Source organism: Streptomyces sp. NPDC059788 (assembly GCF_042732265.1).
GTDB lineage: Bacteria > Actinomycetota > Actinomycetes > Streptomycetales > Streptomycetaceae > Streptomyces.
Genome location: NZ_JBHWHY010000025.1, coordinates 69,822 through 89,989, shown reverse-complemented (window position 1 = coordinate 89,989; position 20,168 = coordinate 69,822). Strand labels below are relative to the sequence as shown.

Sequence of the window (20,168 nt, the reverse complement as noted above, 5' to 3'; positions counted from 1 at the left end):
GGGGCGCGCACGGACGCCCGTGCGCGCCCCGCGCAGGTTCCTACGGCTTCTCCGACACGTAGTAGCGCCGCGCGCCCGCGTGCAGCGGCAGCGGATCGGTGAACACCGCGGTCCGCAGATCCACCTTCTGCGCGGCGTGCACCTCGGTCCCGATCCGGTCCCTGCTCCGTATGACCGTCCGGGTGATCGCCTCCGTCAGCACCGGGTCCTGCCGGTCGGTGGTCACCAGCAGATTCGCGACCGCGATCGTCTTGATCGCCTGCCCCTTCTGGACCTGCGGATAGGCGTCGGCCGGCATCACCGCCGCCCGGTAGTGCCGGGTCCGCCCGCCCTGCCGGTGCAGCGCCGGAATCAGGTCCCCGAGCTGCACGAGCCGTACGGGCATCCGCCGGGCCACCTGCTGCACGGCCGAGGTCGGCAGCCCGCCCGACCAGAAGAAGGCGTCCAGCTCGCCGTCCTCCAGCAGCTTCGGCATCCGGTCGATGCCGACCCGTACCGCCTCGATGTCGTGGTCGAAGTCCAGCCCGGCCGCCGCCACCAGCCGCCGGGTGATCAGCTGTACGCCGGAGCGGTCCGCGCCCACGCCCACGCGCAGCCCCTTGAGGTCCTTGGCCGAGCCGACCGGCGAGCCGACGGGGACCACCAGCTGCATGTAGTCGTCGTACAGCCGCGCGCAGGCCCGCAGCCGGGCCGCCGCACGCGGGTCGCGGCGCTGCTGCTCGGCCACCGCGTCGGCCGTCGCGATCGCGAACTGCGCGTTGCCGTTCGCCAGCTGGTCCAGATTGTCCAGCGATCCCGCGCTGTTCATCAGCCGCACGTCGACCCGCGGCAGATCCCGGCGCAGATCCTGCTTCAACAGCTCCCCGTAGCGCGCGTACACGCCGGAGCGCACGCCGGTCGACAGCGTCAGCTGCCCGCCGGGCGGGGGCGGGCCGCCCAGCGGCAGCAGCCACCACAGCAGCAGACCGAGCGCGACCAGCGCGGCGGCGGCCGCGAGCAGCGCCCGGCGGCCGCCGGTGCGGGGGAGGAGGGAGACCATGGGCGGGATCCTGCCAGCACCGGACCGGGAAAGGGAGGGGCGAGGCGGCGGCGGGAGCACGTACCCTGGTCGATTGAGATGAGTGCGAAGACATACGAGGTGCGCACCTACGGGTGCCAGATGAACGTCCACGACTCCGAGCGGCTGTCGGGCCTGCTGGAGGACGCCGGATACGTGCCCGCGCCCCAGGGTGCCGAGGGGGCCGATGTCGTCGTCTTCAACACCTGCGCGGTGCGGGAGAACGCCGACAACCGGCTCTACGGCAACCTCGGCCAGCTCGCGCCCAAGAAGGCCGCGCGGCCCGGGATGCAGATCGCCGTCGGCGGCTGTCTGGCCCAGAAGGACCGCGACACCATCGTCAAGAAGGCCCCCTGGGTCGACGTGGTCTTCGGGACGCACAACATCGGCAAGCTGCCGGTGCTCCTGGAGCGCGCCCGCGTCCAGGAGGAGGCGCAGGTCGAGATCGCCGAGTCGCTGGAGGCGTTCCCCTCCACGCTGCCCACCCGCCGCGAGAGCGCGTACGCGGCGTGGGTCTCGATCTCCGTCGGCTGCAACAACACCTGCACCTTCTGCATCGTCCCCGCCCTGCGCGGCAAGGAGAAGGACCGCCGCCCCGGCGACATCCTCGCCGAGATCGAGGCGCTGGTCTCGGAGGGCGTCTCCGAGATCACCCTGCTCGGCCAGAACGTCAACGCGTACGGCTCCGACATCGGCGACCGCGAGGCGTTCAGCAAGCTGCTGCGCGCCTGCGGGAAGATCGAGGGCCTGGAGCGGGTCCGGTTCACCTCGCCGCACCCCCGCGACTTCACCGACGACGTCATCGCCGCCATGGCCGAGACGCCGAACGTGATGCCGCAGCTGCACATGCCGCTGCAGTCCGGCTCGGACACGGTCCTCAAGGCGATGCGCCGCTCGTACCGCCAGGAGCGCTTCCTCGGCATCATCGAGAAGGTCCGCGCCGCGATGCCGGACGCCGCGATCTCCACGGACATCATCGTCGGCTTCCCCGGCGAGACCGAGGAGGACTTCGAGCAGACCCTGCACACGGTCCGCGAGTCCCGCTTCGCGCAGGCCTTCACCTTCCAGTACTCCAAGCGCCCGGGGACCCCCGCCGCCGAGATGGACGGCCAGATCCCCAAGAAGGTCGTCCAGGCGCGCTACGAGCGGCTGGTGGCCCTCCAGGAGGAGATCTCCTGGGAGGAGAACAAGAAGCAGGTCGGCCGCACGCTGGAGGTCATGGTCGCCGAGGGCGAGGGGCGCAAGGACGACGCCACGCGCCGCCTGTCCGGCCGCGCGCCCGACAACCGCCTGGTCCACTTCACCCGCCCCGAGGAGCCGGTGCGCCCCGGCGACATGGTGACCGTCGAGATCACCTACGCCGCGCCGCACCACCTGCTCGCCGAGGGCCCGGCCCAGGCCGTCCGCCGTACGCGCGCGGGCGACGCCTGGGAGAAGCGCAACGCCGCGCCGGCCGACAAGCCGGCGGGCGTCATGCTCGGCCTGCCGACGATCGGCGCCCCGGCGCCCGCTCCGGCCCCGGCCGCGGGCTGCGGATGCGACTGACGTCCTGAAGGACGCACCGAACGGGACGGCGGCCTCGCCCACTTCTCGCCGTGGGCGGGGCCGCTGTTCCGTGTGACGGGCGGCGGACCTGGCCGCGCGCCCGGGGCCCGAGCCCCCGTGCCCCGTACAGCGGCCTTGCTAGGGTTCCAGCCATGCTTGTCGCCGCCGCCGTCTGCCCGTGTCCACCGGTGCTCGTCCCGGAGGTCGCCTCCGGAGCCGCACCCGAGCTGGACGGCCTGCGGGCCGCCGCCCTCGACGCGGTCGGCGTGCTCGCGGCGGCCCGGCCGGACCGGCTGGTCGTCGTCGGCCCCGCCGAACAGGCGGGCCGCGGGCCGCACAGCCAGGGCGCGGTGGGCTCGTTCCGGGGCTTCGGCGTGGACCTGGAAGTGAGCCTGGGCGCCGCGGAGACACCCCCGGAGCGGCCGCTGCCGCCGTCGCTGTCCGTCGGCGCCTGGCTGCTGGCCCGTACGGACTGGGCCGACGCGCCGGTCGAGGGGCTGGGCGTCGGCGAGCCGCTGGCCGCCGACCGCTGCCTCCAGGTCGGCCGGGAGATCGCGGCATCGGCCGAGCGGGTCGCCGTCCTGGTGATGGGCGACGGTAGCGCCTGCCGGACGCTGAAGGCTCCCGGATACCTCGACGAGCGGGCCGAGGCCTTCGACGCCGCCGTGGCGCGCGCTCTGGGAGCCGCCGACACCGCGGCGCTCAGCGGGCTGGACGCGGAGCTGGCGTACGAGCTGAAGGCCTCCGGACGGGCCTGCTGGCAGGTCCTGGCGGGCGCCGCGCAGGACGCCGGACTGAGCGGCGAGCTGCTGCGCGAGGAGGCCCCGTACGGCGTGGGGTACTTCGTGGCGGCCTGGTCGTGAAGGGGCGGTCCGGCCTGAGGCGGCCTGGTCTGAAGACGGCGGGTCCGGCTTGAAACGGCCCGGTCTGAAGACGGCTGCCTGGTCCTGAAGCGGCCCGGTCCGCGGAGACGGCGGCGTGATTCTGAAGCGGCCTGGCTCTTGAAGGCGGCAGTCCGGTCCTGAAGCGCCCTGGTCTCCCAGGACGTGTCTCCCCAGACGTGCGAGCGACCTGTCCTGAAACGTACGGGCGCGGAGCCCGCCCGGACCACCGGAACAGGCCCCGCGCAGCTCCGGCCGCCGCGCACGCGACGGCCGCGGAGCGCGTCGCCCCGCGGCCGTGGTGCTGCCGCCCAAGCCCTGCCCCGGGCCCGGCGAAAACGTCAGGAGGCCGGCCCCTGCGGACCGGAACCACCGGGGCCCTCGGAGCGGCGGGACTCCTCGGACAGCCGGCCGAGGGCGTCCTTGGCCTTGCCCGCGCCGGTCCCGATCTGGCTGCTGTACTTGCCCTTGGTCCTCTCGTCGACCGCCCGTGCGGCCCTGTCGAGCCCCTGCTCGATCTTGTCCCCGTGCTGCTGCGCGAGGTCACCGGCCTTGCCCTTCAGAGGACCGAGCCTGGCCTTGAGGTTGTCCAGCAGACCCATGGGCCACCTTCCTTCGTACGCGTGCGTGCTACTTGCGGGCGCCTTCCCCGGCCTCGCTGTCCGCGGCCTCCTCGGCCGACTGCTGCTTGGGGATCTCGACGCTCTCGGCGGCGGCCGGCTCGCCGTTCTCCTCCGCGGACGGCTTCCCGTCCGCCGCGGCCGCCCCGTCCCGCTCCGCCGCGGAAGCGGTCTCCGCGCCGGGCTCCCCGCCCTCCGCGTCCGAGGACTCCGCCGTCAGCGTGGCGGCGGCAGCCTCCTCCGTCGATGCCTCTGCCGACTTGCGGCGAAACCGTGAAAACACGCCCATAACTACTCCATACCCTACTCGTGTGGGCGAAATCCCGGGGCGCCCGGAGCGTCCCATTGCGCCGCCCGCGGGCCCCGGTCCGTAAACCGGCGGCCGGAACCTCGCAACAGGCAACGAACACGGAGGCGACCCGTCACGTCGCTCGTTCGGGATGCGGTCCCCGGGTTTGCGAGACTGGGCAGGTGAACACCGCAGTTCCCGCACCCCGGGTCATCGCCGTCGTCGGTCCCACAGCGGCCGGAAAGTCCGATCTGGGCGTCGCGCTCGCCCGCCATCTGGGCGGTGAAGTCGTCAACGCCGACTCCATGCAGCTCTACCGGGGAATGGACATCGGCACCGCCAAGCTGACGGTGCCCGAGCGCCAGGGCGTGCCGCACCACCTCCTGGACGTCTGGGACGTCACCCGGGCCGCGAACGTCGCCGAGTACCAGCAGCTGGCCCGCGCCGAGATCGACCGCCTGCTCGCCGAAGGCCGCACCCCCGTCCTCGTCGGCGGCTCCGGCCTCTACGTGCGCGGTGCCATCGACACCCTGGACTTCCCCGGCACCGACCCCGAGGTACGGGCCCGGCTGGAGGCCGAGCTGGCCGAGCACGGCAGCGGCGTCCTGCACGCCCGGCTCGCCGCCGCCGACCCGGAGGCCGCCCGCGCCATCCTGGCCGGCAACGGACGCCGCATCGTGCGCGCCCTGGAGGTCATCGAGATCACCGGCCGCCCCTTCACCGCCAACCTCCCCCGCCACGAGGCCGTCTACGACACCGTGCAGATCGGCGTCGACGTGGCCCGCCCCGAACTCGACGACCGCATCGCCCGCAGGGTGGACCGGATGTGGGAGGACGGCCTGGTGGAAGAGGTGCGGCGGCTGGAGGACGAGGGGCTGCGCGAAGGCCGTACCGCCTCCCGTGCCCTCGGCTACCAGCAGGTGCTCGCCCAGCTCGCGGGGGAGTGCACGCAGCAGCAGGCGCGCGACGAGACGGTCCGGGCCACCAAGCGGTTCGCGCGCCGCCAGGACTCCTGGTTCCGCCGGGACCCCCGGGTCCACTGGCTCAGCGGCGGCGCCGCGGACCGCGCGGAACTCCCGGGACGGGCGCTGGCGTTGGTCGAACGACCGGTCACAGCCTGATCACGTCCTGGCATCGGGACGCTCCGCCCGTCATCCGGGCCCCCGGGAGCGTGTCATCATCGACCTTCGATCGAGGCGTGCAGTCGAAGTGGGGAGGGCGCGTGGCGATGGAGGCCGGCCCTCGCAACAGACCGCAGCAACCGGACGGGCCGAGAGACGGGCAACGGGAAGCGGCGGAGTCGCTGACCCAGGACGGGCCCGGGGCCGTGGGCCCGGACGGCCATGCCCTGGAGCACCTGGTGCCCGGTGGGCCCGACGGTCCGGACGCCCTGGGCGAACCGGTTCGCCCGGTGCCCCTGGAGGCCGGGGACGGCCCCGAGGGGGCGGCCGAGGGCGGCGAGTCCTTCCGTGAACTGCGCCCGCCGCGCCGGCTGCGCATCTGGCAGCTCGCGCCGATCGTCGGCCTGGCCACCCTCGGCTCGCTGATGTTCGCCTTCCCGCTCGCCTTCGAGTTCGGCGGCGACGGCGGCGCGGTGATCTCCATGCTCGGCCTGCTGCTGTTCTGCTGCGCCGCGGGCTGGGGCATGATGGCCGCCCGCCGGGTCGGCCACACCTGGCCCGGCCTGCCCGCCCGGGGCTCCGGCCGCCGCCCGGACTGGCGTGTCGTCCTGGCGTACGCCGCGGTCGTCGCCGTACTGGCCCTGCTGGCCGTATGGCGGGTCGCCCGCCTGCACTGACTGTCGGTACCGCGCCGTACGATGCAGTCATGACCAACGCACAGGGGACCGCAGAGGCCACGGGGGCCGCAGTGGACGCCGCGACGACCGCCGCGGGCGCCCCCGGCCGCGGCATCGCCTTCCTCAAGGGACACGGCACGGAGAACGACTTCGTGATCGTCCCCGACCCGGACGGCGTCCTGGAGCTGTCCGCCGACGCCGTCGCGCGGATCTGCGACCGCCGGGCCGGCGTCGGCGGCGACGGCCTGCTGCGCGTGGTGCGCTCCGCCGCCGACCCCGCGGCCCGCGCCATGGCCGGCGAGGCCGAGTGGTTCATGGACTACCGCAACGGCGACGGCTCCGTCGCCGAGATGTGCGGCAACGGTGTCCGCGTCTTCGCCCGCTACCTCCAGCACGCCGGCCTGACCGGGGAGGGCGACTTCGCCATCGCCACCCGCGGCGGCGTGAAGCGGGTGCGCCTGGCACCGACCGGCGAGGTCACGGTCACCATGGGCCGCGCCGAGCTGCTCCCGGACGGCGTGACGGTCACGGTCGGCGACCGCAGCTGGCCCGCCCGCAACGTCAGCATGGGCAACCCGCACGCCGTCGCCTTCGTCGAGGACCTCGACCACGCCGGAGAGCTGTACGACGTCCCGCCGTTCAGCCCAGCCGCCGTCTACCCGCACGGGGTGAACATCGAGTTCGTCGCCGACCGCGGCCCGCGCCACGTCGCGATGCGGGTCCACGAGCGCGGCGCCGGCGAGACCCGCTCCTGCGGCACGGGCGCCTGCGCCGTCGCCGTCGCCACCGCCCGCCGGGACGGCACGGACCCCGCGGTCACCGGCAGCCCCGTCACGTACACGGTCGACGTGCCGGGCGGCAGCCTGGAGATCACCGAGCTGCCGGACGGCACGGTCGAGATGACCGGCCCCGCGGTGATCGTCGCGCAGGGCGCGCTGGACCCCGCGTGGCTGGTCACGGCCCTCGGCTGAGACTTCGCTCGAATGGGTGATCCGGTTCACGCTGGGCGAGAGCGGGACAGCGCTGCGTGATGGGCTCGGTAGCATCAAGCACCGGCCCGGGCGACTGACTGCGGGCGCCCAACCGCCGGTCGACGCCGCCGGAGGTGCCCATGAGCGCAGAGGCCACGAACCCTGGTAACCCCGTCGCGCCGGTCCAGGCCGGTCCACCCGATCCGGGGGAGGCCGCGCACCGTAAACGTGGCCGCCCCCGTCTGGAGCTGCGCGGGCTGCGCCGCATCGGCCGGGCGGCGCTGCTCGGACCGGCCGCCCGCGACGGACTGCCCAACGCCCTGGAGCACGTCGCCAAGGTGCACCGCGCCCACCACCCGGACGCCGACCTGGACACTCTCAGCCGGGCCTACGCGCTCGCGGAGTCCTCGCACCGCGGGCAGATGCGCAAGAGCGGCGAACCGTACATCACCCACCCGCTCGCGGTGACCCTGATCCTGGCCGAACTGGGCGCCGAGACCACGACATTGACCGCCTCCCTGCTCCACGACACCGTCGAGGACACGGAGGTGACGCTCGATCAGGTCGGCCGGGAGTTCGGCAAGGAGGTCTGCTACCTGGTCGACGGTGTGACCAAGCTGGAGAAGGTCGACTACGGCGCCGCCGCCGAACCGGAGACCTTCCGCAAGATGCTGGTCGCCACCGGCAACGACGTCCGGGTGATGTCCATCAAGCTGGCCGACCGGCTGCACAACATGCGCACCCTCGGCGTGATGCGCCCCGAGAAGCAGGCCCGGATCGCCAAGGTGACCCGCGACGTGCTGATCCCGCTCGCCGAACGGCTGGGCGTCCAGGCGCTCAAGTCCGAGCTGGAGGACCTGGTCTTCGCGATCCTGCACCCGGAGGAGTACGCCACCACCCGCGCGCTCGTCCTCGGCCACGCCGGCCGCCCGGGCCCGCTCGACACCATCGCGGAGCGGCTGCGCGCCGTCCTGGACGAGGCCGACATCGACGCCGAAGTCCTCATCCGGCCGCGGCACTTCGTCTCCGTGCACCGGGTGCGCCTGGCGCGCGGCACGGTCACCGGCGCCGACCTCGGCCGGCTGCTGGTGCTGGTCGCCGAGGACGCCGACTGCTACGCGGTCCTCGGCGAACTGCACACCTGCTTCACCCCGGTGGTCTCGGAGTTCAAGGACTTCATCGCCGCACCGAAGTTCAACCTCTACCAGTCGCTGCACACCGCCGTCACCGACGCGGACGGCGCGGTTGCGGAAACGCTCATCCGTACGCACCGGATGCACCGCGTCGCCGAGGCCGGGGTGATCGCGCTGGGCAACCCGTACGCCCCCGCGGACGGCTCCGACCCGGCCGCCGCGGCGGGCGGCGCGACGGACCCGGACGCCACCGAGGACGGGGAGCGCGTGGACCCGACCCAGCCCGGTTGGCTGTGCCGCCTCCTGGAGTGGCAGCGCGCCACCCCCGACCCGGACACGTTCTGGACCTCGCTGCGCGACGACCTCGCCCAGGACCGGGAGATCACGGTCTTCTGTGCGGAGGGCGGCTTCGACGACGGTGGCGGTCCGGCCGCGCCGGACACCGCTGGTCCGGGCGCGGTAGGCAGCGGCGGCACGGTCGGCCTGCCCGCGGGCGCGAGTTGCGTGGACGCCGCGTACGCGCTGTACGGCGAGGGCGCGCACCACTGCATCGGCGCGCGCGTCAACGGCCGCCTCGCGACGCTCTCCACGGTCCTGCGCGACGGCGACAGCCTGCACCTGCTCATGGCCCCCGATTCCGCCTCCGGACCGTCGCCGGACTGGCTCGACCACACCCGCACCGCGGCAGCCCGGCTCGCCATCTCCCGCTGGCTGGACGCCCACCCGGGGGCGGAGACGGGAGCGGGGGAGGGGCCCGTGGGGGCGGGCACACCCAGCGGTACGGGCGGGCCGCGTGGGGCCGCCATGACCTCCGGGCGCTCGCCCGGCGGGGACACCCCCGGCCTGTCCACCGACCTCCCCGGCGCGACCGTGCGGCTCGCGGGCTGCTGCACGCCCGTACCGCCCGACAACGTCACCGGCTTCGCCGTGCGCGGCGGCATCGTCACCGTGCACCGTGCGCTGTGTCCCGTGGTGGCCCGGATGGCGGCCTCCGGGCGGCAGCCGGTCGGCGCGCGCTGGCGCGGCGTGGGAAACCGCGTACAGGGCTGCCGGGTCACCCTCCTCGCGGAGGCGTTCACCCGGCCGCACCTGCTCGCCGACCTCACCGAGGCCATCGCCGCCGAGGGCGCCGCCGTGGTGGCGGCGGCCGTGGAACCGCCCCGCGAGCAGCGCGTACGGCACACGTACACCCTGCATCTGCCGGACGCGGCCAAGCTGCCGTCCCTGATGCGGGCGATGCGGCAGGTGCCGGGCGTCTTCGACGTGCTGCGGGCGGGCCGGGCGCAGTCGACGGTGGCGGTGCGCTCCTGAGGGGGTGTAGGGGAGACAGGGCGGAGGGGCGTAGGGGCGAAGAGGGTTGTACGAGCCTGAGGGCCGTAGGGGGCCGTAGGGGGCTGCGGGGGTGTACGGGCCTGGGGCATACGGGCCGGTGAGGACGTACGCGTAGGCGCCTGAACGGCGCGGCACCCACATGCGCCACTCCGGCCTCGACGGGCGCAAGTATCCCCTCGTTCGGGTGCCGTACTGCCGCGTCGGCCACGGGCCGGGGCCCCGCGCTGATAGCGGTTTGTCATGCCGCATTCCTCGTCCCAGCCCGCCGCCGGCCCCGGCTCCGCCGCCGCACGGGGCCCCGAAGGCGCCCCGTGCCGCCCGCGGCCACGCCGCCTCCCGGGAGCCGCCGCCCGCCGCCGGACCGCGCTCGGCCTGCTCGCCGCCGCCTCACTGGTCGCCGCCGGCCTGCCGGACGCCACCCCGCTCGGCATCGGCGACCGGCTCTACCCGCACCTCGGCAACCCCGGCTACGACGTCCGCGCGTACGACATCGCCCTGACGTACTCCGGCCACAACGACCGGCCGCTGGACGCCGTCACGAAGATCACTGCGCGGGCCACCGCCCGCCTGGAGCGCTTCAACCTCGACTTCGCGCACGGCACCGTCCGCTCCGTCGAGGTCGACGGCCGGCCCGCCGGCCACGTCACCCGCGGCGAGGACCTGGTCGTCACACCCCACCACACCGTGCGCGCCGGCAGCCCGATGCGCATCGTCGTCCGGCACACCAGCGACCCGCGCCCCCGCAAGGGCGGCAAGGTCAAGGAGGACGGCTGGCTGCGCACGAAGGACGGGCTGGTGATGGCCAACCAGGTCGACGCCGCGCACCGCATCTTCCCGAGCAACGACCACCCGTCGGACAAGGCGCTCTACACCTTCCGCGTCACCGCGCCCAAGGGCCTGACGGTCGTCGCCAACGGGCTGCGCGTGGCGCGCTATCCGGGCGCCGCGCCGGGGAGGGCCCCCGTACGGGCCGTGCAGGACGTACGGGCAGGGCAGGACGCACGGCACGGGCGCGCGGCCCCGGCCACCACCACCTGGGTCTACCGCTCCGCCCACCCCATGGCCACCGAGGTCGCGCAGGTGTCCATCGGCCGCTCCGCCGTCGTCCGCCGCGACGGGCCGCACGGCCTGCCGCTCCGCGACGTCGTACCGGCTGCCGACCGCAAGCGCCTGGAGCCATGGCTCGCCAAGACGCCGGGCCAGCTCGCATGGATGGAGGGCAAGGTCGGCCGCTACCCCTTCGAGACGTACGGGGTGCTGCTCGCGCAGGCCGAGACCGGCTTCGAGCTGGAGACCCAGACGCTGTCCCTCTTCGAGGAGCGGCTGTTCACCACGCAGCAGTACCCCCGCTGGTACATCGAAGCGATCATGGTCCACGAGCTGGCGCACCAGTGGTTCGGCGACAGCGTCTCCCCGCGTACCTGGGCGGACGCCTGGCTCAACGAGTCGCACGCCACCTGGTACGAGGAGCTGTACGCGCACGAGCACGCCAAGATGTCCATGGACGAGCGCACCCGGCGCGCCTACAGCGTCTCGGACCGGATGCGGGCCGAGGGCGGCCCGCCCGGGGCACCGAAGGCGCCCACCCCGGGCAACAAGACCGGCATCTTCCGCCCCGTGATGTACGACGGCAGCGCGCTCGTCCTGTACGCGCTGCGCGCCAAGATCGGGCACGCCGCCTTCGACCGGCTGGAACGCGCCTGGGTGGCCCGGCACCGCGACGGCGTCGCGGGCACAGCGGACTTCGTCGCGCTGGCCTCCCGCACATCGGGCCAGGACCTCTCGGGCTTCTTCCGCAGCTGGCTGTACGACGCGAAGACCCCGCCGATGCCGGGGCACCCGGACTGGAAGAGCCACTACCGGACGCCGCAGCCGCCGGCGCGTAAGCCGGGCGCACGGAAGCCCTCCGCGCAACCGGCCGGGAAGCCGAACGGGAAGCCGGTCACCGATCCCGCGGCGAAGCCGGCCGCCAAGCCTGCCGGGACGACGGGAGGCAAGCCGGCCGGGAAGCCGGGCGCGAAACCTGTGGGGAAGCCCGCCTCCGAGTCCGCCGGATAGCCGGGTGCCGAGCCTGTCGGGCCACGGCCCGCCGCCCCGCCCGGAAAACCCGGGTGACGGCCCCCGGCGGTCGTGCGACCATCATCTGGCCGATGACGCGGCGGCCGGGAATCTCCCGGGCGTCATGGACGTTGTCACGATCGAGAGTCCCGGGGCCGCACGGCCCCGCACGGGACGTCCCAACGACACAAAGGATCAAATGACCTCCTCTTCATCCCTTCCGCAGGACCAACAGCGCCTCCCCGAGAGCCGCCGGGCCGACGCCCTGATGGAAGAGGACGTCGCCTGGAGTTACGAGATCGACGGGGAGCGTGACGGCGAGCAGTACGACCGCACCGAGCGGGCCGCGCTGCGCCGGGTGGCCGGCCTGTCCACCGAGCTCGAAGACGTCACCGAGGTCGAGTACCGCCAGCTGCGTCTGGAGCGCGTGGTCCTCGTCGGTGTCTGGACCACGGGCACGGTCCGGGACGCGGAGAACTCGCTCGCCGAGCTCGCCGCCCTCGCGGAGACCGCCGGCGCGCTCGTCCTCGACGGCGTCGTCCAGCGCCGCGACAAGCCCGACCCGGCCACGTACATCGGCTCGGGCAAGGCCCTGGAGCTGCGCGACATCGTCCTGGAGTCCGGCGCGGACACGGTGGTCTGCGACGGTGAGCTGAGCCCCGGCCAGCTGATCCACCTCGAAGACGTCGTCAAGGTCAAGGTCGTCGACCGTACGGCCCTGATCCTCGACATCTTCGCCCAGCACGCCAAGTCCCGGGAGGGCAAGGCGCAGGTCTCGCTGGCGCAGATGCAGTACATGCTGCCCAGGCTGCGCGGCTGGGGCCAGTCGCTGTCCCGGCAGATGGGTGGCGGTGGCTCCGGCTCCACGGGCGGCGGCATGGCCACCCGTGGTCCCGGTGAGACCAAGATCGAGACGGACCGGCGGCGGATTCGCGAGAAGATGGCGAAGATGCGCCGGGAGATCGCGGAGATGAAGACCGGCCGCGACACCAAGCGCCAGGAGCGCCGCCGTCACAAGGTCCCCTCGGTCGCCATCGCCGGCTACACGAACGCCGGCAAGTCCTCCCTGCTCAACCGCCTGACCGGAGCCGGCGTCCTGGTGGAGAACGCGCTGTTCGCCACCCTGGACCCGACCGTGCGCCGGGCCGAGACGCCCAGCGGGCGGCTCTACACCCTCGCCGACACCGTCGGCTTCGTCCGCCACCTGCCGCACCACCTCGTCGAGGCGTTCCGCTCCACGATGGAGGAGGTCGGCGAATCCGACCTCATCCTCCACGTGGTCGACGGCTCGCACCCGGTGCCCGAGGAGCAGCTCGCCGCCGTGCGCGAGGTGATCCGCGACGTCGGCGCCACCGACGTCCCGGAGATCGTGGTCGTCAACAAGGCGGACGCCGCCGATCCGCTGGTCCTCCAGCGGCTGCTGCGCCAGGAGAAGCACGCGCTGCTGGTCTCGGCGCGTACCGGCCAGGGCATCGACGAGCTGCTCGCGCTGATCGACGAGGAGCTGCCGCGGCCGCGCGTCGAGATCGAGGCGCTGGTGCCGTACACCCAGGGCGCGCTGGTCTCGCGTGCGCACGCCGAGGGCGAGGTGATCTCCGAGGAGCACGTCGCGGAGGGCACCGTCCTCAAGGCGCGGGTGCACGAGGAACTGGCCGCGGAGTTCCGGCCGTACGTGCCCGCGGCGTAATGCCGCGCGCCGTGGCGGATGCAGGCGCGTAAGCACGCAGGCGCGTCACCGCAGGTAGTACGAAGGCCCGTCCCGGGGAGCCGGGGCGGGCCTTCGCCGTGTTCTGCCGTGCGTCGCCGTGTTCTGTCGTGCTTTCCGCGCCCGGTCGTGTCCTGCCGGGCTGTGCCGTGCTGTGTCGTGCCGGGCTGTGCCTGCGCCGGGCTGTGTTCCGTCGCGGACGGCTGGTGGACGGGACCGGCCGCGTACCCGTTGTACGGATACGCGGCCGGGGCGCGCGGTGTGCGGTCACCCGGCGTGCGCGGGGGCGACCGCCGCTGTTGCGACGACTTCGACTGCTTCGACTACTTCGACGCGAACTTCTTGCTCATCGCGCCGTACATGCTCTTGGCCTCCGGGCCGAGGTGCGGGCCCGCCAGCCAGCCGGCCGGACGCGGGCCGATCGAGGTGTTGGACACCAGGGCCGGCTTGCCGTCCGAGCCCTTGGCGAACCAGGGGCCACCGGAGGAACCGGCGGTCATCAGGCAGCCGATGCGGTACATCGTCGGCTTCTTGGCGTCCAGCGAGAGACGGCCCGGCTTGTCGGTGCACTGCTGCAGCGTCGCGCCGTCGAACGGTGCCTCGGCAGGGTAGCCCTGGGCGGTGATGCTCGGGATGTCCGGGATCGCGGAGGCGTTGAAGTCCACCGAGTAGGCGCCGCCGGCGACCTCTTCGAGGGACTTGCTGCCCGCGCCCTTCTCCGGCGTCACGTGCATGATGGCGAAGTCGTACGGCGCCATCGGCACGCTGTTGCCCTGCGGACCGCCCTGGCCGATCCACTGGCTGGACGTCGACGCGCCGTCGGCCCACCACACGCCCTTGGGGAACATCTGCTCACGCGAGGCGTTCTCCAGCTGGGCCGCGGACTTGCCGGTGTCGTTGAACGACGGGGCGAAGACCATGTTGCGGTACCAGCCACCGCTCTTGCCGGCGTGCACGCAGTGGCCCGCGGTCCACACCAGGTTCGACTTGCCCGGGTGCGCCGGGTCCTTGACCACCGCGCCGGAGCAGACCGCGTGGCCCTCGGGAGTGTCGAAGAAGATCTTGCCGAGGCCGGGCGCGTTCTGGCCGAACGGCGGCTTGACGGCCTTGGCCTGGACCGGACGCGGGTCCGGGTCGGTGCGCCCCTGGTCACCGGAGATGTCCTTGGGCGTGGGCTCCTTCGGCGGCTTGGCCTTGCTCGCCCGGTCCGGGTCCCACAGGCCCTGGATGATCGGGTTGATGAACTCACTGGCCTCGCGGAGCCACTTGTCCTTGTCCCAGTTCTTCCACTCGCCGTTCTTCCACTTGTCCAGGTCGACGCCGTGTTCCTTGAGCTTGTCCTGGATGTCCTTGGGGATCGTGAAGCCACCCCCGCCCGCACTGCCCTGTTCCGCGGACTGGCTGGGCTTGCCGTCCGCCTGGTTGCCCTCGGGCCCGCAGCCGGTGGCGGTCAGCGCCACCACGGCGGTGAGGGCGGCCGCGGCCAGGACCGGCCGACGTATGGATCGCATGGGTGAACTCCCCCTGGTCTGTTCAGGCGTGCCGCGGGAACGTGTCCGGACTCGGGCGGCCGTACCGCGCCTTGGGTGGTCTTGCCGGTGATGCCCCCGGACATGCCCGCATCTGCTGTTTTGTCATGCACCGGAAAGCCGGGCGCAGGTCCCCACTATGCCGGTGACGTTGGGGACGGCGGCGAGCGGGTCCCCGGTTCCGGTTCGGAGGGGATCTTTCCGCGGGGGCTGCTGGGGATGGGGCGGGGCGGTGGACGGGAGAGGTGGGCGGGAGCGGTGGCCGGGGGTGGTGTCGGGGCGCGGATGGGGCGTGCGGGGCGGGCGTCGGAGTGGGGTGCCGCCGGGGCGCTCGCGGCGTGCGCTCCTGGCTTCCCGTGCTCCCGGTGGTCGGGTGGTCGGGTGGCCGGGTGGTCTGCGGGTCCGGCTCCTGCGCGCTCCCGGCTCCGGTAGCCGCTCCCGGCCCCGGTTGCCGTTCCCGACTCCCGCCTTCGCCGCGCCCGGCCCGCGTGCGCTCCAAGGATCTTCCGGCAGGCCGTGTTCTCCCGCGGGCGGCGTCGTTGATACGTACGGGGGGCGGCTGAGTCATGGTCGGTGACGGAGGCGGCGTCCCACCGCGGAAGCCCGGCCACCTGCCGACAACGGACCAGGCCCGGTGCGCGACGGAACGGCCCGTCGGGGCGCGATCGGCGCGCCGCGGGCCCGCAGTTCAACTGAGCAGTTCAACAGAAGAGTTCAGCAGCAGGAGGACCGAACCGCCGTGGCCTTGACCCAGCCCCTGCCGATGGCACCCCCTCCCGCCCCCGAGGGCATCCTGCGGCGGCAGTCGCTCCGCGAGTCCGCCGCCCGTACGTACGCGCGCTCGCTGCCCATCGTCCCGGTGCGCGCCCGCGGGCTGACCATCGAGGGCGCCGACGGCCGCCGCTACCTGGACTGCCTCTCCGGAGCGGGCACCCTCGCGCTCGGGCACAACCACCCCGTCGTCCTGGAGGCGATCCGCTCCGTCCTGGACTCCGGCGCCCCCCTGCACGTCCTCGACCTGGCGACCCCGGTCAAGGACGCCTTCGTCACCGAACTGTTCGCCACCCTGCCCGCGGAACTCGCCGACCACGGCCGCGTCCAGTTCTGCGGCCCGGCCGGCACGGACGCCGTCGAGGCCGCCTTCAAGCTGGTACGGACCGCGACCGGCCGGGACGGGCTCGCGGCCTTCACCGGCGCCTACCACGGCATGACGGCGGGGGCGCTCGCGGCGTCCGGGGGCGCGCGCGACACCTCCGTGACCCGGCTCCCGTATCCGTACGACTACCGCTGCCCCTTCGGCACGGGCGGCGAGCACGGCGCCGAACTGGCGGCGCGCTGGACCGCGAACGTGCTGGACGACGACAAGAGCGGAGTCGGCAGACCGGCCGGAATGATCCTGGAACCGGTCCAGGGCGAGGGCGGGGTGATCCCCGCGCCCGACAGCTGGCTGCGCCGGATGCGCGAGCTGACGGCCGTACGGGACATCCCCCTCATCGTGGACGAGGTGCAGACCGGCGTCGGCCGTACCGGCGCGTTCTGGGCCGTCGGACACAGCGGCGTGGTCCCCGACGTCCTCGTGCTGTCCAAGGCGATCGGCGGCAGCCTGCCGCTCGCGGTCATCGTCTACCGCGAGGAGCTGGACGCCTGGCCGCCCGGCGCGCACGCCGGCACCTTCCGCGGCAACCAGCTCGCGATGGCGGCGGGCGCGGCCACCCTCGCGTACGTCCGGGAGAACGACCTCGCGCGGCGCGCCGGTGAGCTGGGCGTCCGCATGACGTCCCGGCTGCGCGAACTCGCCGCCGAACACGACTGCGTCGGTGACGTACGGGGCCGCGGCCTGATGCTCGGCCTGGAACTGGTCGACCCGGACGCCGCCCCGGACCCAGCGGGCGCCCGCCCGGCCGCGCCCGCACTGGCCGCGGCCGTCCAGCAGGAGTGCCTGGACCGGGGCCTGATCGTCGAACTGGGCGGCCGCCACGGCGCGGTGGTCCGGCTGCTGCCGCCGCTCACCATCACCGACGAGCAGGCGGACGCGGTCCTCGACCGCCTCGCCGACGCGCTGGCCGCCGCGGCACGGACGGGGGCGGGCGGCATGGCGCGCCCGGACGGGGCGGCGGGCGGGGCGCCCGCGCCGGGGGGGCAGGACCACGCGGTACCGCGGCAGGTGTCCGGAGGGACGCCGTGAGCGGGGGAGTGAGCGGGGGAGTGAGCGGGAGTGCGGGCTCCGGCGTGCGTCACTGCTGTCCGCGTCGCTGCTGTCCGCGGCGCCGCCGTTGCGGGCGTACCGGGAACCGCTGCTCGTCGCCCCGTCGCCGGGCTCCGCTCCGATCGGTACGCCGCTCCCGCCCCGCGACCTCCTCTCGCCCCGCACCCCCCTCCCGCCACACGCTCTCCTCCCGCCGTACGCCTTCTCACCGCCCCACCCACGTCCAGACCGCGTCGACCCTGCGAGGCACACCCCGATGAACGAACGCCCCGGCCCCGACGGGACTCCGGCCGACGAGCGACGTCTGCCCCGTGAACCCCTGGCCCGGCTCCGGGAGCCCGCCGTGCCGCGCCAGAACCGGCGCGCCGGCGCCCACGACACCGCCGAAAGCGGCGAGCACGGCGGCCACACCGGTTGCGCCGTACGGCTCGGGCACCACGAGCGGCACGGGCACGAGGACTGCCACGGCCTCGGGGCGACCCGGGTCGTCACCGTGTACGCGGACGACGAGGTCGGGATCGAGGCCGAGCCCGTGGCCGTGGCCGCGGCCGGGTGTGCTGCCGAGCAGGGGAGCGCCCGACAGACCACCGTGCAGAACCCGGGGCAGGAACCGGACCCGGCCTCTGCCCCTGCTGAGGACTCCGTTGCCGAGGCCTCCGCCCAGGACCCGGCCCCCGACCCCGAGCAGGATCGGCTGGAGCACCCGGACCCGGCCGTCGCCGCCGACGCCGCCGGTGCCGAGGGACTGCTCCGCTGCTGGATTCGCGAGAGCGGTACGCCCCGCCCGTCCGGCAACCGGCTGCACCTGCCTCTCGGCGCCAGCGCCGCGGCCCTGCACATCCCCGTTCTGTACTGGTCGGACACCGGCTGGCACCGTCTCGGCGCACCCGTACTGGAAGGCGCCCCCGCCGACGCCGCGCCACTGGACGCGGTGACCCTCGCCGCCCTGCTGCGCCGGGAGGCCGTGCGGGGTGACGCGGGAGCCGTGTCCGGCAAAGGCGTCGGCGACGGCCCGGGACACGGGCAGGGGTACGGGCAGGGCCACACCCAGGGATACGGGCAGGAATACGAGCAGGGATACGAGCAGGAATACGAGCAGGGATACGAGCAGGGATACGAGCAGGGATACGAGCAGGAATTTGGGCCGGGACACGGGCAGGGGTACGACGGCTCCGGCAGTACGGACAGCGGCGGTGCCTCCGCCCTCCCCGCGGCGCCCCGTCCCGCGCCCGGCGCCACCCCCGGTCACCTCTCCAGCCGGTCCTCACACCATCCTGCCGGCCCACCGGACAGCGAAAGCGCCGACCTCGTCGGCCGCGTCGCCGACTCCGTACGGCACACCGCGGCCTTCCTCGCCGACCGGTGTGCCGCCCCCGCCGACGACCGCGGCGGCTCCCGCTTCCTCGCCGCCGAACAGGACCTGCTCTTCGGCCACCCCATGCACCCCACCCCCAAGAGCCGGGAAGGCCTGACGGACGCCGAGACGCGCGCCTACTCGCCGGAGCTGCGCGGCGCGTTCCGCCTCCACTGGATGGCCGTCCACCGGGACGTGTTCGCCGCCGACTCGGCCTGGACCGAGCGCGGCCGGACCGTCCCCGCCGAGCGGCTGGCCGCCCGCTTCGCCGAGGGGGCTCCCCAGGCGCCCGCCGGCACCCTGCCGTTGCCGATGCACCCCTGGCAGGCCCACCAGCTCGGCCACCGCCCGGACATCGCCGAGCTGTACGCGTCGGGACACCTCCGCGACCTGGGCGCCGGCGGCCCGGCCTGGCACCCCACCTCCTCCGTACGCACCGTCTTCCGCCCCGGCCGCGACGCCATGCTCAAGCTCTCCCTGGGCGTGCGCATCACCAACTCCCGCCGCGACAACCTCCGCAAGGAGCTGCAACGCGGCGTCGAGGTGCACCGGCTGCTCCGTACCGGCCTCGCCGCGCAGTGGCGGGCGGCCTTCCCCGGCACACCGGGCTTCGACATCGTCCGTGACCCGGCCTGGCTCGGCGTCACCGGAGCCGACGGCGAGCCGGTGCGCGGGCTGGACGTGGTGGTCCGGCACAACCCGTTCGCCGACTCCGACGACGCCGTCTGCATCGCCGCCCTCACCTCGCCCCGCCCGTGGCCCGGCCGCCTCGGCCTGCGCTCCCGCCTCGCCGACGTCATCGGCAGGCTCACCGCCCGCACCGGCCGGCCCGCGGGCGCCGTCGCCACCGAGTGGTTCCTGCGCTACCTCGAAGCGGTGGTACGGCCCGTCCTCTGGCTCGACGGCACCGCGGGCGTCGCCCTCGAAGCCCACCAGCAGAACACCCTCGTCCTGCTGGACCGGGACGGCTGGCCCGCCGGCGGCCGCTACCGGGACAACCAGGGCTACTACTTCCGCGAGTCGCGGCGTGCGGAGCTGGAGCGGCGGCTGCCCGGCATCGGCGCCGCCAGCGACACCTTCGTCACCGACGAGGTCACCGACGAGCGCTTCGCCTACTACCTCGGCATCAACAACGTCCTAGGTCTCATCGGCGCCTTCGGATCGCAGCGCCTGGCCGGCGAGAACGTGCTTCTCGCGGCCTTCCGCCGCTTCCTCACCGATGCCGCCGCCGGGCCCGCGGCACACCGTTCACCGCTGCCCGGCCGACTCCTCGAAGCCCGCACCCTGCGCTGCAAGGCCAATCTGCTGACCCGGCTGCGCGGCCTCGACGAACTCGTCGGCCCCGTCGACACCCAGTCCGTCTACGTCACCATCCCCAACCCCCTCCACCTCTGACCCTTCTGCCCCTCCTGGCCTTCCCGGCCCCTGATTCCGCCTCGTCCGTCCCCCGTTTCCGTCCACGTTTCCGCAGGCGTTCCGAGCCCCCCACCCCGCCTCTGTCCCTGGCTCCCATGCCGTAGCCGTCTCACTCGACATCCGACATCCGACATCCGGCGTCGGACATCTGGCGTCCTCGACCGTCCCGCCCAAGCAGCCCCGCCCAACCAGCCCCGCCCACCCCACCTCGCACCACCCCGCGAGTCCTTCCCCCCGATTCCCTGCCCGCCCGCCCCGTGACCTCGTGAGGAGG

At 73.9% G+C, this 20,168-nt stretch carries 14 protein-coding genes; 10 read left to right on the top strand and 4 right to left on the bottom strand.

All coding sequences use genetic code 11. The annotated features are described in order from the left end of the window. Positions 1–40: 40 nt before the first annotated feature. Positions 41–1,039, bottom strand: a complete 999-nt coding sequence (locus ACFV57_RS22545; protein WP_385235057.1) for a TAXI family TRAP transporter solute-binding subunit — start codon at positions 1,037–1,039, stop codon at positions 41–43. A gap of 78 nt (positions 1,040–1,117) precedes the next feature. On the opposite strand from ACFV57_RS22545, the gene miaB reads away from it, so the two are divergent. Together miaB and ACFV57_RS22535 are read left to right on the top strand one after the other, a co-directional pair. Beyond that, positions 1,118–2,602: a tRNA (N6-isopentenyl adenosine(37)-C2)-methylthiotransferase MiaB gene (gene miaB, locus ACFV57_RS22540; RefSeq protein WP_385235054.1), complete on the top strand. Its 1,485-nt coding sequence runs from the start codon at positions 1,118–1,120 to the stop codon at positions 2,600–2,602. A gap of 152 nt (positions 2,603–2,754) precedes the next feature. After that, positions 2,755–3,465, top strand: a complete 711-nt coding sequence (locus ACFV57_RS22535) for a class III extradiol dioxygenase subunit B-like domain-containing protein (protein WP_385235051.1) — start codon at positions 2,755–2,757, stop codon at positions 3,463–3,465. A 359-nt stretch (positions 3,466–3,824) separates the two neighbouring features. On the opposite strand, the gene ACFV57_RS22530 is transcribed toward ACFV57_RS22535, so the two are convergent. Together ACFV57_RS22530 and ACFV57_RS22525 are read right to left on the bottom strand one after the other, a co-directional pair. After that, complete coding sequence (locus ACFV57_RS22530) at positions 3,825–4,085, bottom strand: antitoxin (protein ID WP_385235048.1); 261 nt, start codon at positions 4,083–4,085, stop codon at positions 3,825–3,827. 28 nt (positions 4,086–4,113) lie between these two features. After that, a complete protein-coding gene (locus ACFV57_RS22525) occupies positions 4,114–4,392 on the bottom strand; it encodes a gliding motility protein (protein WP_385235045.1) in 279 nt (92 codons plus the stop codon). Positions 4,393–4,574: 182 nt separating this feature from the next. On the opposite strand from ACFV57_RS22525, the gene miaA reads away from it, so the two are divergent. The 6 genes from miaA (at position 4,575) to hflX (ending at position 13,371) form a co-directional block, all read left to right on the top strand. After that, positions 4,575–5,513 (top strand): tRNA (adenosine(37)-N6)-dimethylallyltransferase MiaA, encoded by a 939-nt coding sequence (gene miaA / locus ACFV57_RS22520; protein ID WP_385235042.1) that lies wholly within the window; start codon positions 4,575–4,577, stop codon positions 5,511–5,513. A gap of 107 nt (positions 5,514–5,620) precedes the next feature. Further along, positions 5,621–6,190 carry a hypothetical protein gene (locus ACFV57_RS22515; RefSeq protein WP_385235194.1) on the top strand — a complete coding sequence of 190 codons (570 nt, stop codon included), beginning with the start codon at positions 5,621–5,623 and terminating at the stop codon, positions 6,188–6,190. Between the two features lie 29 nt (positions 6,191–6,219). Next, complete coding sequence (gene dapF, locus ACFV57_RS22510) at positions 6,220–7,161, top strand: diaminopimelate epimerase (protein ID WP_385235039.1); 942 nt, start codon at positions 6,220–6,222, stop codon at positions 7,159–7,161. Positions 7,162–7,301: 140 nt separating this feature from the next. Beyond that, on the top strand, positions 7,302–9,605 hold the full coding sequence (locus ACFV57_RS22505; RefSeq protein WP_385235036.1) for a RelA/SpoT family protein: 2,304 nt from the start codon (positions 7,302–7,304) through the stop codon (positions 9,603–9,605). A gap of 261 nt (positions 9,606–9,866) precedes the next feature. After that, positions 9,867–11,684 carry a M1 family metallopeptidase gene (locus ACFV57_RS22500; protein WP_385235033.1) on the top strand — a complete coding sequence of 606 codons (1,818 nt, stop codon included), beginning with the start codon at positions 9,867–9,869 and terminating at the stop codon, positions 11,682–11,684. Positions 11,685–11,883: 199 nt separating this feature from the next. Continuing rightward, a complete protein-coding gene (hflX, locus tag ACFV57_RS22495) occupies positions 11,884–13,371 on the top strand; it encodes a GTPase HflX (protein WP_385235030.1) in 1,488 nt (495 codons plus the stop codon). A 341-nt stretch (positions 13,372–13,712) separates the two neighbouring features. Here hflX and ACFV57_RS22490 read toward each other — a convergent pair whose 3' ends face one another. After that, positions 13,713–14,900 (bottom strand): trypsin-like serine peptidase, encoded by a 1,188-nt coding sequence (locus tag ACFV57_RS22490; RefSeq protein WP_385235027.1) that lies wholly within the window; start codon positions 14,898–14,900, stop codon positions 13,713–13,715. A 781-nt stretch (positions 14,901–15,681) separates the two neighbouring features. On the opposite strand from ACFV57_RS22490, the gene ACFV57_RS22485 reads away from it, so the two are divergent. Both ACFV57_RS22485 and ACFV57_RS22480 read left to right on the top strand, forming a co-directional pair. Beyond that, positions 15,682–17,103: a diaminobutyrate--2-oxoglutarate transaminase family protein gene (locus ACFV57_RS22485; RefSeq protein ID WP_385235191.1), complete on the top strand. Its 1,422-nt coding sequence runs from the start codon at positions 15,682–15,684 to the stop codon at positions 17,101–17,103. 277 nt (positions 17,104–17,380) lie between these two features. Further along, positions 17,381–19,873, top strand: coding sequence for an IucA/IucC family protein (locus ACFV57_RS22480; protein ID WP_385235024.1), 2,493 nt, complete (start codon positions 17,381–17,383; stop codon positions 19,871–19,873). Positions 19,874–20,168 lie beyond the last annotated feature (295 nt).

Excerpts from the sequence above, each read along its gene's own strand:
- ACFV57_RS22545 (WP_385235057.1), bottom strand. The coding sequence starts at position 1,039 with ATGGTCTCCCTCCTCCCCCGCACCGGCGGCCGCCGGGCGCTGCTCGCG.
- miaB (WP_385235054.1), top strand. The coding sequence starts at position 1,118 with ATGAGTGCGAAGACATACGAGGTGCGCACCTACGGGTGCCAGATGAAC.
- ACFV57_RS22535 (WP_385235051.1), top strand. The coding sequence starts at position 2,755 with ATGCTTGTCGCCGCCGCCGTCTGCCCGTGTCCACCGGTGCTCGTCCCG.
- ACFV57_RS22530 (WP_385235048.1), bottom strand. The coding sequence starts at position 4,085 with ATGGGTCTGCTGGACAACCTCAAGGCCAGGCTCGGTCCTCTGAAGGGC.
- ACFV57_RS22525 (WP_385235045.1), bottom strand. The coding sequence starts at position 4,392 with ATGGGCGTGTTTTCACGGTTTCGCCGCAAGTCGGCAGAGGCATCGACG.
- ACFV57_RS22515 (WP_385235194.1), top strand. The coding sequence starts at position 5,621 with ATGGAGGCCGGCCCTCGCAACAGACCGCAGCAACCGGACGGGCCGAGA.
- dapF (WP_385235039.1), top strand. The coding sequence starts at position 6,220 with ATGACCAACGCACAGGGGACCGCAGAGGCCACGGGGGCCGCAGTGGAC.
- ACFV57_RS22505 (WP_385235036.1), top strand. The coding sequence starts at position 7,302 with ATGAGCGCAGAGGCCACGAACCCTGGTAACCCCGTCGCGCCGGTCCAG.
- ACFV57_RS22500 (WP_385235033.1), top strand. The coding sequence starts at position 9,867 with ATGCCGCATTCCTCGTCCCAGCCCGCCGCCGGCCCCGGCTCCGCCGCC.
- hflX (WP_385235030.1), top strand. The coding sequence starts at position 11,884 with ATGACCTCCTCTTCATCCCTTCCGCAGGACCAACAGCGCCTCCCCGAG.
- ACFV57_RS22490 (WP_385235027.1), bottom strand. The coding sequence starts at position 14,900 with ATGCGATCCATACGTCGGCCGGTCCTGGCCGCGGCCGCCCTCACCGCC.
- ACFV57_RS22485 (WP_385235191.1), top strand. The coding sequence starts at position 15,682 with ATGGCACCCCCTCCCGCCCCCGAGGGCATCCTGCGGCGGCAGTCGCTC.
- ACFV57_RS22480 (WP_385235024.1), top strand. The coding sequence starts at position 17,381 with ATGAACGAACGCCCCGGCCCCGACGGGACTCCGGCCGACGAGCGACGT.